The sequence below is a fragment of the Duncaniella sp. B8 genome (assembly GCF_005304985.1).
GTDB classification, from domain to species: domain Bacteria; phylum Bacteroidota; class Bacteroidia; order Bacteroidales; family Muribaculaceae; genus Duncaniella; species Duncaniella muris.
Genome location: NZ_CP040121.1, coordinates 1,487,044 through 1,501,053, shown reverse-complemented (window position 1 = coordinate 1,501,053; position 14,010 = coordinate 1,487,044). Strand labels below are relative to the sequence as shown.

General features: G+C 52.4%; 13 protein-coding genes. 12 read left to right on the top strand and 1 reads right to left on the bottom strand.

Going from position 1 to position 14,010, the window contains the following annotated elements:
• The first annotated feature begins 45 nt into the window (after positions 1 to 45).
• The 8 genes from FDZ78_RS06605 to FDZ78_RS06570 all read left to right on the top strand — a co-directional run bounded on the left by FDZ78_RS06605 (position 46) and on the right by FDZ78_RS06570 (position 9,225).
• Positions 46 to 1,002, top strand: coding sequence for a hypothetical protein (locus FDZ78_RS06605; protein ID WP_133166513.1), 957 nt, complete (start codon positions 46 to 48; stop codon positions 1,000 to 1,002).
• A gap of 433 nt (positions 1,003 to 1,435) precedes the next feature.
• Positions 1,436 to 1,990: an outer membrane beta-barrel protein gene (locus FDZ78_RS06600; RefSeq protein WP_107032076.1), complete on the top strand. Its 555-nt coding sequence runs from the start codon at positions 1,436 to 1,438 to the stop codon at positions 1,988 to 1,990.
• Positions 1,991 to 2,232: 242 nt separating this feature from the next.
• The gene (locus FDZ78_RS06595; protein ID WP_107032100.1) at positions 2,233 to 3,660 is read left to right on the top strand and encodes an ATP-dependent RecD-like DNA helicase; all 1,428 of its coding nucleotides are present in this window, start codon (positions 2,233 to 2,235) and stop codon (positions 3,658 to 3,660) included.
• Between the two features lie 125 nt (positions 3,661 to 3,785).
• A complete protein-coding gene (locus FDZ78_RS06590) occupies positions 3,786 to 4,589 on the top strand; it encodes a protein kinase (protein WP_107032077.1) in 804 nt (267 codons plus the stop codon).
• A gap of 8 nt (positions 4,590 to 4,597) precedes the next feature.
• Entirely contained in the window at positions 4,598 to 5,728 is a 1,131-nt protein-coding gene (locus tag FDZ78_RS06585; protein ID WP_124075646.1) for an N-acetyltransferase, read from the top strand.
• Positions 5,729 to 5,766: 38 nt separating this feature from the next.
• Entirely contained in the window at positions 5,767 to 6,948 is a 1,182-nt protein-coding gene (locus FDZ78_RS06580) for a hypothetical protein (protein WP_124075647.1), read from the top strand.
• Positions 6,941 to 7,789, top strand: a complete 849-nt coding sequence (locus FDZ78_RS06575) for a glycosyltransferase (RefSeq protein WP_124075648.1) — start codon at positions 6,941 to 6,943, stop codon at positions 7,787 to 7,789. The genes FDZ78_RS06580 and FDZ78_RS06575 overlap by 8 nt, the downstream gene beginning before the upstream one ends.
• Complete coding sequence (locus FDZ78_RS06570) at positions 7,789 to 9,225, top strand: oligosaccharide flippase family protein (RefSeq protein WP_107032081.1); 1,437 nt, start codon at positions 7,789 to 7,791, stop codon at positions 9,223 to 9,225. Before FDZ78_RS06575 ends, FDZ78_RS06570 begins: the two co-directional genes overlap by 1 nt.
• A gap of 171 nt (positions 9,226 to 9,396) precedes the next feature.
• On the opposite strand, the gene FDZ78_RS06565 is transcribed toward FDZ78_RS06570, so the two are convergent.
• Positions 9,397 to 10,626 (bottom strand): ISAs1 family transposase, encoded by a 1,230-nt coding sequence (locus tag FDZ78_RS06565; RefSeq protein WP_240740280.1) that lies wholly within the window; start codon positions 10,624 to 10,626, stop codon positions 9,397 to 9,399.
• 406 nt (positions 10,627 to 11,032) lie between these two features.
• Here FDZ78_RS06565 and FDZ78_RS06560 point away from each other — a divergent pair, with 406 nt between their 5' ends.
• The 4 genes from FDZ78_RS06560 (at position 11,033) to FDZ78_RS06545 (ending at position 13,984) form a co-directional block, all read left to right on the top strand.
• Positions 11,033 to 11,524, top strand: a complete 492-nt coding sequence (locus FDZ78_RS06560) for a hypothetical protein (protein ID WP_107032082.1) — start codon at positions 11,033 to 11,035, stop codon at positions 11,522 to 11,524.
• A gap of 3 nt (positions 11,525 to 11,527) precedes the next feature.
• Positions 11,528 to 12,115: a hypothetical protein gene (locus FDZ78_RS06555; RefSeq protein WP_107032083.1), complete on the top strand. Its 588-nt coding sequence runs from the start codon at positions 11,528 to 11,530 to the stop codon at positions 12,113 to 12,115.
• Between the two features lie 21 nt (positions 12,116 to 12,136).
• A complete protein-coding gene (locus FDZ78_RS06550; protein ID WP_107032084.1) occupies positions 12,137 to 12,646 on the top strand; it encodes a hypothetical protein in 510 nt (169 codons plus the stop codon).
• Positions 12,647 to 13,036: 390 nt separating this feature from the next.
• Positions 13,037 to 13,984: a DUF6175 family protein gene (locus FDZ78_RS06545; protein ID WP_107032085.1), complete on the top strand. Its 948-nt coding sequence runs from the start codon at positions 13,037 to 13,039 to the stop codon at positions 13,982 to 13,984.
• The last annotated feature ends 26 nt before the right edge of the window (positions 13,985 to 14,010 follow it).

Here is a 14,010-nt window from a genome sequence, read left to right as displayed (position 1 = left end):
CACAAATCAATCATAATAAAAATTCACACACTAAGTTTTTTAGCTATGAAAAAAAGATTATTGTCAATTGCGTTGCCTGTAGTGGCTTGTTTTGGATTTATGTTGACATCATGCGGCAGTGATGATGACGGCAATGGAATCCCCGCTCTCCCGACTCCGGAGTATGAAAGCTCAAGTGCGAAGTATGAAATGTCGGCCGGCAGTCCTTACCGTTCCATCGAATTCACGTCAAGCGGCAACTATGTGATCATCGCAAATTCAGCCTCGGATTACTCCTACGCCCCTGCGGCAGCTGTAGCTGAAAAGCAGACCGCGGCAAGCAAGACAGTGGCATCGGGCATGTTCCGCAAGAAGGAGGCAGATCGAGTGTCGCGCGCCTATTTCAACGGAATCTATTACGGCACCTACACCAAGACCGGTGACAACCAGTACAATCTCCAGGGCTTCGGCACCATCACCGTCAATACCGGCGGCGACAACGCTTATTCTCTGACAGTGACCACTTCGTCAGGTTCGCAGACCCTTGCGGCAACAAAGGCCGTGGCTGACAAAGACAGTGACCGCACAAATGCCCTCTGCCGCACCTGGAACTTCGACAAGATCAACCTCAAGGTCTGGATCAACGGGTCAAAGAAGTATGACAGGACCGTACCTGCCAACAAGATAAACGATTTATTGGAAGAGTGGGGCGATGACGGCTGGGAGGAAGACGAGATTCCCCGTCAGGTCATCTTCACCAAATCAGGCACCTACATGGTCCTCTATGGTCTCAACGATTATTCTAACAATTCACTCGACATCTCTTCATGGCGCTGGGAGAACGAAAGCAAGGGCATCATCCGCTATTCCTGGGATATCGGTGACTTTGACGACGATGACTCCGGCTTGATCACCACAAGCTTCAGCGGCAAGAATATGACCATCTGGGAGGAATATTCTGAAGAAGAAGACGGGGATAACTACCGCGAGAAGATCACGTGGTATTTCTCGGAAGCGAAGTGACCTCGACCTGACCTCCACGCTGACTTTGTGCAACCTTTCAATACACAGCGGCTATAAGCAATTTCATAAAATAAGTTTTAGAGGGTGTTTCATAACAAGAGTCAAAATCTGAGTGGTGTATCTTTTAGATAAATTGTTGCAAGGGAGGAAGAAGCATAGCGAGCTATGCGACTGACGAGCTTCAACAATTTAGCAAAAGAGACACCAAGGCTCAGGTAACTTAAAATTTTTCACAAATGGAATACTCTATTTACAAAAAGACAATACAATCGCCTCCGAAAGTTTTGAGCGGATATGGCTCTTCATCTCAGTCACATAGCTCGCTATGCTCCTTCAATTCAGAGCCATATCCATCTCAAATCTTTCGCTCAGATTTTAACTGTTGTTATGAAACACCCTCTTAAGTAAACCAATCATTAATTCATTTACACACATGAAAAAGTTTTTCATTGCTGCCTTTGCAGCAGTATGCGCTCTAGGCGCTTCCGCACAGACTTTCTGGAACTCTGACGCAGCTGACAAGAAAGTGACTCTCGGTATCCGCGCAGGTCTTGACGTGGCCAATGCACGTGCCGATTACGGTGATTTCAAATCGCGCACAAGCTTCCTCGCGGGTGTGTCTGCCGATTTCAACCTTGTGCAGAGCTTCTCTATCAACTCAGGTCTCTTCTATGCAGGCAAAGGCGCCAAAGACATCTCGGCTGACTTCATCGAACTTCCCGTCTACGCATCTTATCGCATGAATTTCGCCGAAGCTTCACAGCTTCAGGTGAATTTCGGCCCCTATTTCGACTTCGGTGTTGCAGGTGATGCCTTCAAGAAAGAAGTAGACTGTGACCGTTTCCAGATGGGCCTCGGTCTCGGTGCCGGCTATACATTCCGCAAATTCTACCTCGGCGTTCAGTATCAGTGGGGTCTGACAGAAGTTGTCAAAGACAGCAAATCTCACTGGGACTGCTTTAACGTATCGCTCGGATATAACTTCTAAGTCAATATAATCCCATAGCCTTTACTCTTGGTCTCCGGAAAGGAGGCTTTAAGTAAGTTCATAATGTGAAAACCACGCAGTGTGGCGGCTCTGCTCTACGGAAGCAGGCTGCCACGCTTTCGTTTTTTCAGTGAATATACGTATCTTTGCGCCCGGTATCAAGGAGGTTGATGCAAAACCGATAGTGGACGCTTGCCGCACTTCCATCCTGACGGTGCCGGAAAACAAAATCCAAAACTCAGATGACTGTAGGTGAATTCGCGGATCTTGTGAGGGCCAGACTGCCCTATGACGCCAATGGGCAGCAGAACCTGCTCATTGAGGCACTGGCGCGTTTCTGCTCGGCCTCCACCCCCTCTGATTCGGTCTTCATTGTCAACGGATATGCCGGCACGGGCAAGACATCGCTTACCGGCGCGCTCGTCAAGGCCCTCGAAGAGGTACGCAGACCGGTGGTGCTGCTTGCCCCGACCGGAAGAGCCGCCAAGGTGTTCAGCGCCCACTCCGGGCATCCGGCCTATACCATACACCGCAAGATCTACCGCGGTGCGCCCGGCGAACTCTCAGGAGGCATGACAGTGATGCAGCGCAACAGTCTCTCCGATGCCGTTTTCATTGTCGATGAAGCCTCCATGATCTCTGACAGCCCCTCGGCGGCCGATGCCTCAGGCTTCGTCAGGCAGAGCCTGCTCGAAGACCTTGTGGAATACGTGTTCACCGGCGACAACTGCCGGCTGATACTGCTCGGCGACGTGGCCCAGCTGCCGCCGGTTGGCTCCGCGGAAAGCCCCGCCATGCAGCCTTCGACGTTCAAGGCGCTCGGTCTCCACGTGAGTCGCGCTGTGCTGACCGACACCGTCCGCCAGTCGCGCCGTTCAGGCATACTGCGCAATGCCACCTGGCTGCGCAGGGCCATGCTTCTCGATCCACTTCCCGCTCCGCGCCTGTTCACCGAAGGCTATGACGATGTCAGGGTGGTGGAAGGCGATGATGTGATCGACACTATTGCCGACTGCTACCGCTCCGACGGTCCGGGGGAGACCGCTGTAATCACCCGCTCCAACCGCCGGGCCACCGGCTTCAACCTCGGCATCCGCTCGCGCATCCTCGACTGCGAGGAGGAACTGGTAAGAGGCGAGCGCCTGCTGGTGGCTAAAAACAACTATACCTGGGCCTCGAAAGTCAAGGGCCTCGATTTCATAGCCAACGGCGATGTGGCGGTGGTCAGCCGTGTGCACGGCACGGAGGAGAAATACGGCTTCCGCTTCGCCAGTGTCACCCTCCACCTGCCCGACCGCGATGTAGAGGTGAACTGCCGCATCTTCCTTGAGACTCTGACTGATGAAAGCGCATCGCTCTCGCGCGAGCGCATGGAGCAGCTTGCGCAGGCGCGCATGGCCGATCCTGAAGTCAATGCCCCTGACGTAGCCTATGAGACACGTCTGCGCCGACTTCGCACCGATGAATACTTCAACGCCCTCCAGGTCAAATATGCCTATGCCGTCACCTGCCACAAAGCCCAGGGAGCGCAGTGGCGCAACGTGTTCATCGACATGGGCGGAATCGCTCCTGACCAGCAGGGACTCGAATTTTACCGCTGGCTCTACACCGCCACCTCGCGCGCCACCTCGCGGCTCTACTACATGAACCCGGCACTGGCAGATGACTGAGCGCTCCGGACCGTCCGGCCCGCTGTCTTTCAGTTTGCCACTCCTTATGCGCATTTTGCCACAGAAATAGCCCGATTGCAAAAAAAATTGTAAATTTGCATCTTGAACAAATACGCGTTTCAGTCATGGACAACACCACTCTTTCCGCCTCCTCGTCTAAATGGACCGAGATCGAACATCTTCCCGAATGGGATGAGGAATTCTACCACGTCTATACCGCTAAGAAGCATGGCAAATGGCTAATGCTCAAAACACTGCGTCCTGAACTGAAGGGGCAGGAGAAGTTCGACCGCATGATCGAGAAGGAGTTTGAGGTGCGCTACAACCTGGCGCATCCCCACATCATCATGATCAATGACTTCGAGGAAGTGCCCGGACTGGGGATGTGTATCATAACCGATGACGTCTACGGTGACTCACTTGCCAAGCTCATCCGCGAGGGCAAAGTGACCGAAGACCATCTCTTCAAAATCCAGCACCAGCTGCTTGATGCCCTTGACTATATCCAGGCAAAGCATCTCGAACACCATCCGCTGTCAACCTCGCGAATAATCTTCACCGAGAACATCGGCAATCTGAAGCTTATCGACGTGGGCTTTGACCAGAACACCCACATCACTCCAAAGGATGTCAGCGAAGACATAAAGAACTACGGCGAGGTGCTCATGGCAGCCCTCGATGCCGCCGGCAGCACCAACCAGCGTCTGCGCCGTGTGGCCGAGAAGTGCATGAACCCTGATCCGGCCAGACGCTATCAGGATGTCAATGCCCTGCGCCTTGCCCTGGCCGACCGTAAGACCAACAATATCTATCTTGCAATAATCGCTTTCCTTGTGGCCATGATAGCCCTGCTTCTGTGGCTTAACTCCCCCTACCGCCCGGAACCTCTCCACAGCTCCCAGTCAACGGAATGCGTGGCTCCAAAGTAAAAAAAGATATGTCAGTAACCGTAAAGGCAATAGAACCCGTAAAGAAGGCCTTGCGCGAATATGTCAACTTCGGAATAGATCTCTATGACGGAAACGACTGTTTTGTGCCGAGCCTCATTTTCGACGAAATCAATACATTGATCCCCTCCAAGAACCCGGCCTTTGACTATTGCCGGGCACAGTCCTTCATGGTTTATCGCGACGGCAAGCCCGCAGGACGCATCACGGCTATAATCAATGACCGTCTCAACTCAACCACAGGCCGCAAGGAGGCCCGTTTCGGATTCGTGGACTTCGTGGACGACTGCGAGGTGACCGACGCTCTCTTCAGTGCCGCCGAGCAGTGGGCCCGCGACAATGGCATGACCGAAATGATAGGCCCGATGGGCTTCACCGACATGGACCGCGAGGGCATGCTTGTGGAAGGATTCGATGAGATGGGCACTATGGCTACCATCTACAACTATCCCTACTATCCCGCCCATGTGGAGCGCCTTGGCTACCGCAAGGACACCGACTGGGTGGAATACCGCATAACCATCCCCGACAAGGTGCCGGAAAAGATGACCCGCATCTCGGAGATTGTGATGAAGAAATATGATCTCCGGATTCTCAAATATACTTCGGGCAAAAAAATAAAGCGCGACTACGGTCAGGAGCTTTTCCGGCTCATCAATGAGACATATGCCAACCTCTACGGCTACTGTTCGCTCACGGAGCGTCAGATTGATTACTATGTTGACATGTATCTGAGCATTCTGCGCCTTGACTATGTAAGTGTGGTGGTTGACAGCAAAGGCAAGCTTGTGGGGGTCGGCATCACGCTCCCGTCGCTCTCGGCAGCCCTGCGCAAGTCGCGCGGACGTCTCTTTCCTCTTGGCTGGCTCCGTCTCCTTCGCGCAATCCGCGGCCACAACGACGTTATTGACCTGCTGCTCATCGCAGTGGCTCCCGAATATCAGTCTAAGGGAGTCAACGCGCTGTTCTTCTATGACCTGCTGAATCTCTATATCAAGAACGGAGTCAAGTATGCTGAGACCAATCTTGAGCTTGAAAGCAACTCGCAGGTGCAGTCGCAGTGGGAATACTTCGAACGGCGGCAGCACCGCCGCCGCCGTGCCTTCCGCAAGCAGCTCTGAACCGCCGTCGCTCCGGCGCCTAATCACCCCGATCTGTCATGGGAAACAACAACCGCCTGAAAATACTGCTGGTAGGTGACGCATCATCATTTCACCACACCTTGGCCGAGGGTCTTCGGAAACTCGGTCATGAGGCCGTTGTTGCCTCTCACGGAGGCCACTGGCTCGACACCGGACGCGACATCGACACCGGGCGGCGCTGGAAAAGCAAGGCCGGAGGTCTGGAGCTATGGCTGCGGTGGCACCTGGGGCTGAAGCAGAAAATGACAGGTTTCGACGTGGTCTCCATCGCCACCCAGAGTTTCATCGAGCTGCGCCCGCACAGAGCGCAGGCTATCTATGACTATCTCCGCGCCAATAACCGCTCGATGTTCTGCACGGCTCTCGGAACCGATTCAAACTATGTGGAGGAGTGTATTGATCCCGCCAGTCCAATACGCTACAGCGAGTTCCGCCTCTTCGGCGCTCAGTCGCCGCTGTGCAAGGCGCAGCCATCACTCGTGTCCGAATGGCTCTCCGAACCGCTGAAAAATTTCGGAAATCACATCTGGGCTACGGCTGACGGTGCCGTCTCGGCCCTCTATGAATATGACGTGGCGCTCCGGCGTGTTCTTCCTCCTGAAAAAATCGCTTATGGCGGCATTCCGATCAATGTCGATGACCTGCAGCTGGTCAGCCTGCCTGACAGGATAGAGAAAGTGCGCTTTTTTCTCGGACGTTACCGCGGGCGCTATCTTGAAAAGGGAACCGATGTGATGGAAGCCGCCGCCCGCGCCGTGGTCGGCCGCTATCCTTCACGCGCCGAGCTTATAATAGTGGAAAACAGGCCGTATGAGGAATATCTCGGACTGATGCGCTCGGCTCATGTGGTCCTTGACCAGCTCTACTCCTACACGCCCGCCACAAACGCCCTGCAGGCTATGGCCTACGGGCTTAACACCGTGTCAGGCGGAGCGCCGGAGTTCTATGACTTTATCGGAGAGAAGGAACTGCAGCCGGTGATACATGTGGAGCCTGACTATGAATCCGTCGTCCGGGCCTTGGAGCAGACAGTACTGCATCCCGAAGCCATACGTCCGCGCGGTCTGGCCGGACGGGAGTTCGTCATCAGACACAATCACTATCTGACGGTGGCCCGGCGCAATCTGGAGTTCTGGCAGAACCGTCTGGCCGCCGCAGGCTGCTGTGACGGCAGAAGGGGAGGGGCGTGCCATGAATAAGCGGCCTCTGTCTCTTGAAGTCATGATCTCGACTCTCGGAAGCGACGGCATAAAGCGTGTAGCCGCCATGACGCTGCCGCAGATGGCCGGCGTAAGCTATCTTGTCAGCTGGCAGACGGTAGGAGAGGACTCCTTATTGCCTGAGCAGCTTGAGGCGCGATCAGATGTCAGGGTGATCCGTACCGCTTCCAAAGGGCTGAGCCGCAACCGCAACCATGCGCTTGACCATGCGTCAGCCGATGTGCTGCTTATTGCCGATGATGACCTTGACTATATTCCGCAGGGACTTGAGGCCGTCAGAACGGCTTTTGAAGCCGATCCGGATCTTGACATCGGTCTCTTCCGCTACAGCAATGGCTGCGGTGGCTATGAGAAGGTCTATCCGCAAAGCCCGGTACGCATAGCCGGGCATCTGCCGAAAGATTACTATACAACATCAATGGAGATTGCCATCCGCAGGGAGGGCCGCTCCGGCTCGCTGAGGTTTCATGAAGAGTTCGGGCTGGGGGCTCCGGTGCTGAAATGCGGTGAGGAAGAACTGTTTCTTCTTTCAGCGCGTCGGGCCGGACATAAGATAGTATTGTTTCCTGTGGATCTTTGTGTGCACCGCGGGCTGACCACCGGAAACCGCCGGGTTGCCGACCGCGGGGTCTACCGAGGCATGGGAGCCGTGACCGCGCTGATCTATCCGCTGACCTTCCTGCCGCGCTTCGTACTGGCGGCATGGCGCGGGAAGAAGCGCGGAATCATGAAATTTTTTCCGGCTCTCATCAATTTTATTTACGGTGCCGCCTACATGGCGCTTCGTGTCAGACCCTTCGGGAGGAGGGCTGCTGACTGATGGGCATCGGAAAACTGCGTGGCGCCCACGGGCTGAGTGCCAAGGTGCTGAAGGCAATGGGCCTATTCGGAGGGGTTCAGGGCGTAGGCATTCTGTGCAGCGTGGTCAGGGTAAAGCTTGTGGCGCTTTGGCTCGGTCCGGGGGGAGTGGCGCTGTTCGGCATTTTCAACAGTGCCGTTGACATGGTAAAGTCATTCTCGCAGCTTGGATTCAGATCAAGTTCCGTCCGTGACATCGCCTCTCATTCCGGAAGCGCCTCGCTGGCAGGGATCGTGGCCGTGGTAAGGCGCTGGGGACTGATGCTCGGCCTTTTAGGCTGCGTGGCGATGCTTGTCGCCGCCCCGTTTCTGAGCAAGTCGACTTTCGGGTCATATGATCGCACCCTATATTATATGGCGCTTGCGATCGCTGTCTTCCTCATGGCTGTCTCGGCCTCTGAAGAGGCTGTGCTGCAGGGCACAGGCCGCTTGCGCGCACTGGCGCGGGCTTCGCTCTGGGGAATGGTGGGCGGTTTGGCCGTTTCAGTTCCTATGTTCTATTTCTTGGGTCTTGAAAGCGTTGTTCCTTCGATCATAGCCTATGTGCTTGTGACCAATCTGGCTCTTATGGGCCGGCGCGTAAAGTTTCCGGGCAAAGCTCTGCGCACAGGGTTGCGCGAAACCTGGCAGGCAGGCCGTCACTTCATCATGCTCGGCATCTATATGACTGCCACCGATGTCATAGCCCAAGTGTTGAACTATGTGTTCATTGCGTGGCTCAACCAGACCGGCGGAGAGAACTCCGTGGGCTTCTATCAGGCAGGTTTCACGATGGTGAACCGCTATCCGGCTCTGATAATGAGCGCAATAGCAATGGAATATTATCCGCGCCTGGCCTCTGTGGCCTCCTCGCCGCTCAGAATCCGCACTTTCGTGGCCCATGAAATGAGGCTGCTGACCCTGCTGCTGACAGCATTCGTGGCCATGTTCGTGCCGCTGGCCCAACTGGCGGTGCGCCTGCTCTACTCGGCTGAGTTTGATGTGGCAGTGCCGTTTGTGACAATCGCTATGGTCGGAGTCATGCTGCGGGCGGTTTCCTATTGCATGTCATATGTCATCCTCGCCAAGGGCGACGGCCCGACATTCCTCCTCACCGAGTCGATAAGCGCTGTGGCCGCGCTCGGCCTGAACATCGTAGCGTTCAGGCTGTGGGGTGTCAGCGGCCTGGGTGTGAGCTACACTCTGTGGTATCTGCTCTATGTGGCGATCATCGCCGTGGTCTACTGCCGTCGCTACCGCCTGCGGGTGCCGCGCCGGCTTGTTTTTGCGGTGTGTCTGGAGGTTGTGGCGATAGCCATCTGCGTGATAGTGGCGATGACCGCCGGCCATCTTTGGGCTCTCGTGCCGGGAGTGCTGACTGCCGCTGTCTCCTTCTATTGCCTGAAAAAGATTTTTTAACGGCACGTACGGCATTGTGTATATTTTTATGAAAAAGGGGTTTTATTCACGGCTCTTTCATTTAACCTAAAATAAATAGCATATCTTCCCTTACCCGGTTCATTGAGAATCGGGTAATTTTTCCATGTCTGTATATCAAAGAGTTATTCTGGTATCAAAATCTTATTTTTTTCACTTTTGACTTAAAAATCGAATCAGTCTGGTAAAGCTCATCGAGATATGTCTGATCAGTTCGGCTATGCCTTTATTCTTATCTGATTGTTTCTTGCGAAGTCCTTTCCATATTGAGAACACCGAGTAAACTATTCTTTGTATGGTATCGAGGTTTCTGGCGGCTCTCGTCGACTTGCGTTTTATATTGTCCTGCTGAAGATTGTAGTCCAGCCCCCAGTGCATACTTTCTATTGACCAATGGTTGCGCACGAAGATTCCTGGCTTCGGAGTATGCGTAGGCATACTGCTGACGTACAGGCGTTTTTCTGAGGTGTGTACTCCTGTTGACTTTTTGACTGTGGACGATTCATACTCTATGATGGTCATGTTTCCGCCCCATTTCTTCTTGTCTGCGATAATGTCCAGTCCGTCATATACGCGGTAGGTTCTCGTCTCTATCCTGCCGTGGGCCAGTTCGGGACCTTCGGTGTAAGAATATACCGGTGTGTGTTCCACTAGCCTGTCCTCAATGCCGTATCGCAATGACGGCTGGTTGGCTTTGAGTTCTATCAGAAAGTCTCCGCCTTTCTTTCTGATTTTCTCGACAATATCCTTCTGCATAGACATTGCGTCGGCTGTGACAATCTTTCCTGCGACATCTATTTTATCAAGAAGTATCGGTATGGCCTTTATCTCGTTGCTCTTTTCCTGACAGGCTTCGGTGGCGATTGTTATGCCGGTGCTGAACGAATAGGCAGAGACGATATCCGGGCTTCGCCCGTTTTCCTGAACGGTGCCGCGCTCGGCTTTGCCGTCAATGCAGATTATTTCAATGATGCGGCTGGCGCAAGTAAGTCTTTCAAGGAATATGTCTGCGAACTGCTGCATCCTGTCGGCCATATCCATATCGTTGATGCCGTTCTCCACACGGCAAAGCGTGGCCTCAGATGGTACGCCGTTCCTTAACAGGCCCATTTTGTGTAATTTGTTGAGGTTGTATCTGCCGAACTCCAATATCTCGGCTCGTCCGATGCATCCGGCCATACGTCCGAGTATCATCAGCATGATGATATCGTTGAGGCTGTGACGGAAATTGCCTTTGTCCAATCTACGGAAATCCGGCACGGATGAGGCAAACGCTCGAAGTTCTTCCATGATACTGCGCCTTGTGTCAAATTTATTGTGTACTTTTGCGGTATGATCAGGCGCATAGGCGTCAGTCGAACAGACTTGGTCAAGTGGCTTCATTTTTTTTGGCGTAACTCTTTGATTATCACCTATAAAGTTACTAAAAATCTGCCACTTGGCCAAATTTTCATTGCACTTATTTTCTTGAAAATCAGAGGTTAAAGCCTCTCCACCCGTACTGCTCTCGCTATAAAATAACACATTTGTCGAGAATGAGACGAAATCTTAAATGAAAGAGCCGTGGGTTTTATTTAGATTTATTTTACAATTAACGTATTTTAACTATTGGGGGGGGGTAAAAAGTAACATTTTTTATACATTTGCAAAACTGCTTTCTGAAAAAGCTATCTGTTGCTTTGTGTTACAGTGGTAATCTTTGCTATGGAAAAATCTTTTTTTTAGGCTTTGCAGAATGCTCTGATCACTTATTTTTTAAATCTAAACCAAAATCAATACTGATAGAATTATGAAAAAATTTGCCGTTATGCTTGCCTGCATAGTAGTCAGTCTGTTTACAAATGCAAAAGCACCTGAGGTCACAGATGTGTCCGTGACAGGCGAAGGTGTCGGAAACGGAGGCCGTCCGGTGGTTGTGGCTACCTGTGCCGCCAAGAAAGCCGACAAGGTTACTGATGCCGATCTCACACGCTGTGCCGTCAGAGCTGTGCTTTTCAGTGGATGGGTCGATAAATCAAACACTTCGTCATTCGATGCCTCGGTCAGCCATCCCGCAGTTGCCGGAAGCCCTGACGCAGAGGACGCACATGCCGACTATTTCGCAGACTTCTTTGCAAGCGGCGCCGCTTCAAAATATGCCTCGGTGCTTCCTGACACCCGCAAGGTGGTCAAAAGCGGCAAGGTATATCATGTAAGCCAGGCTGTTTCCGTGAATGAGCCGGAACTGCGCCGCAAGTTAGAGAAAGACAATATCATCAAGTCACTCAGAAGCGGATGGTAAACTATGAAAAAGATACTCACCTTTATCGCCGCCCTGCTGATCTCCATAGGAGTATCGGCGCAGGAAAACCAGGTAAAAAGAATCCCCGGAAAGGGCTATGACCCCAATCAGCAGCAATATTCCCAGTTTGAACGCTCGGTGTGGTTCAGCGCCGAGGTGCTCGGCGGTGTGTCGTGCCATCTGCGAGGCCACAACATGGGCCTTGCCGAGGTAGATTTCACCGTAGGCTACCGTTTCTGCCAGTATCTGAAAGTAGGCGTAGGCATCGGTCCGAGATACTACATCGACCAGGGGCCTCTCCGTCGCTCCGACATCAAGTGGGGCATGCCGCTGTTTGCAACCGTCAGAGGCAATCTGATACCCGGCCTTTACCGCACGGTGGTGCCTTACTGGGGCATAGAGGCCGGCGCATCGGTGCGTGACGGCGCATTTTTCCGCCCCACACTCGGCTTGCGTATCGGCGAGCCCCGCAATGCCTTCACCATCGGCATCAGCTACATGGGGCAGGACATAGCCACCTATAATTCCCGGCTGGAGAAGACGTGCAAATACACAAGTTTTGCCTGTCTCCGCCTCGGATATGAATTCTGAAATCCGCTTATCTGAATATTTATGAAGAAAACAGCAATATTAGTAACGGCTGCGATAGGAATCGTTGCCTCATTAGGCTCATGCTCAAAAAAAATCACCACTCCGGTGGCTTCATCCGCGGCCTATTCCTCTTTCGAGACTCAGTGTCTCGGCGTTGAACATGACGGTTCTCAGACCCTTCGGGCTTGGGGCAAAGGCACTTCCAAGGGCGATGCCATAGAGCAGGCCAAGAAAAACGCCGTCTATGATGTGCTTTTCAAAGGCATCAAAGGCACCGGCGAGTGCAATCAGACTCCGCTTGTTCCGGAAGTGAATGCCCGCGAGCGTTATTCGGAATATTTCAATCCGTTTTTCAGCGATGGCGGAGAATACCGCAAGTTTGTCAAAGAGGAAAAAGGCGGTGAGGCCAGCAGGCTTCAGGCCAAGGGAAAATCAATTTCAAACTATGGCGTGATTGTGACTGTAGACCGTGAAGGCCTGCGCCGACAACTTGAAAAAGACGGAGTGCTCAAGGAAGGAACCCGTCATTGAGAAATTTAGAGGGTGTTTCATAACAAGAGTTAAAATCTGAGTGGTGTATCTTTTAGATAAATTGTTGGAAGGGAGGAAGAAGCATAGCGAGCTATGCGACTGACGAGCTTCAACAATTTAGCAAAAGAGACACCAAGGCTCAGGTAACTTAAAAATTTTAACAAATGGAATATACTATTTACAAAAAGACAATACAATCGCCTCCGAAAGCTTTGAGCGGCTATGGATCTTCATTTCAGTCACATAGCTCGCTATGCTCCTTCAATTCAGAGCCATATCCATCTCAAATCTTTCGCTCAGATTTTAACTATTGTTATGAAACACCCTCTTATAAGAGCCATACAGCATACTATTTTAACCTGATCAAAACAATATATAGAATACCATCTTATGAAATTATTCGCAAAAATACTGGCAGGCACCTGTATGGTCCTGTCAGCACAGACACTGCTTGCCGCTCCTCCCAAACTGATGATTGTCCCGGACAAGACCTGGTGTATCGAAAAAGGTTATGTCATCGAGACCGAACGCAATGGAAAAGTGCGTCAGCGCGAGGACTATGACAAGGCTCTTGTCGACCCGGATTTCAAAAATGTGCAGCTTGCCATCTCACAGATCATGGCCGAGCGTAACTTCCCTGTTATCAGCGGAGAGTCGCAGTCTGAAACTGACGATGAGGATGAAATGCTTGACGAAGCCTTTGAGGGTGCCGAAACCGGTTCCGGTGTGCAGACAAATGCCTATGATGAACTGCTCAAGCGCAACAAACCGGACATCACTCTTAAGATTGGCTGGAATATAAACAATGCCGGTTCGATCTATTCGGCAGACTATCGCATCGAAGCCATTGACACCTATTCAAACAAGTCGGTAGCTCCTATCGCCGGCCAGACCGGAGAGATGCGGCGCACAGTGCCTCTGAGCGTGGCTCTCAAGCAGACGGCTAAAAACAATATGGATGACTTCTGCCAGAAATTGCAAACTTATTTTGATGATATCCATGCAAACGGCCGTGAGATCCGCCTTGATGTACGCATTATCGACAACGGTTCGGGCACTACCATGAACCAGGAGTTCGAAGGTCAGGAACTCTCGGAAATCATCTATAACTGGGTGAGCGACAACACTGTCAACCATCAGTTCAGCCAGCGTTCAGGCGGCCGCAACATGGCCCGCTACGATCAGGTGAGAATCCCTCTCAATGGCTCCGACGGTCGTCCGCAGGATGCGTCTCGCTGGGTCAAAGGTCTTCAGGACAAGCTGAAATCACTTGGTCTCGTGGCTGAAAACGCATCAACCGGTCTTGGTGCCGCCCGTATCTATATCGGAGAGAAATAACAAGAGTGTAAAATAAAGAACCCTAA

What these genes read in the sequence shown, in the direction of transcription:
- FDZ78_RS06605 (WP_133166513.1), top strand. Translation starts at nt 46, where the DNA reads ATGAAAAAAAGATTATTGTCAATTGCGTTGCCTGTAGTGGCTTGTTTT.
- FDZ78_RS06600 (WP_107032076.1), top strand. Translation starts at nt 1,436, where the DNA reads ATGAAAAAGTTTTTCATTGCTGCCTTTGCAGCAGTATGCGCTCTAGGC.
- FDZ78_RS06595 (WP_107032100.1), top strand. Translation starts at nt 2,233, where the DNA reads ATGACTGTAGGTGAATTCGCGGATCTTGTGAGGGCCAGACTGCCCTAT.
- FDZ78_RS06590 (WP_107032077.1), top strand. Translation starts at nt 3,786, where the DNA reads ATGGACAACACCACTCTTTCCGCCTCCTCGTCTAAATGGACCGAGATC.
- FDZ78_RS06585 (WP_124075646.1), top strand. Translation starts at nt 4,598, where the DNA reads ATGTCAGTAACCGTAAAGGCAATAGAACCCGTAAAGAAGGCCTTGCGC.
- FDZ78_RS06580 (WP_124075647.1), top strand. Translation starts at nt 5,767, where the DNA reads ATGGGAAACAACAACCGCCTGAAAATACTGCTGGTAGGTGACGCATCA.
- FDZ78_RS06575 (WP_124075648.1), top strand. Translation starts at nt 6,941, where the DNA reads ATGAATAAGCGGCCTCTGTCTCTTGAAGTCATGATCTCGACTCTCGGA.
- FDZ78_RS06570 (WP_107032081.1), top strand. Translation starts at nt 7,789, where the DNA reads ATGGGCATCGGAAAACTGCGTGGCGCCCACGGGCTGAGTGCCAAGGTG.
- FDZ78_RS06565 (WP_240740280.1), bottom strand. Translation starts at nt 10,626, where the DNA reads ATGAAGCCACTTGACCAAGTCTGTTCGACTGACGCCTATGCGCCTGAT.
- FDZ78_RS06560 (WP_107032082.1), top strand. Translation starts at nt 11,033, where the DNA reads ATGAAAAAATTTGCCGTTATGCTTGCCTGCATAGTAGTCAGTCTGTTT.
- FDZ78_RS06555 (WP_107032083.1), top strand. Translation starts at nt 11,528, where the DNA reads ATGAAAAAGATACTCACCTTTATCGCCGCCCTGCTGATCTCCATAGGA.
- FDZ78_RS06550 (WP_107032084.1), top strand. Translation starts at nt 12,137, where the DNA reads ATGAAGAAAACAGCAATATTAGTAACGGCTGCGATAGGAATCGTTGCC.
- FDZ78_RS06545 (WP_107032085.1), top strand. Translation starts at nt 13,037, where the DNA reads ATGAAATTATTCGCAAAAATACTGGCAGGCACCTGTATGGTCCTGTCA.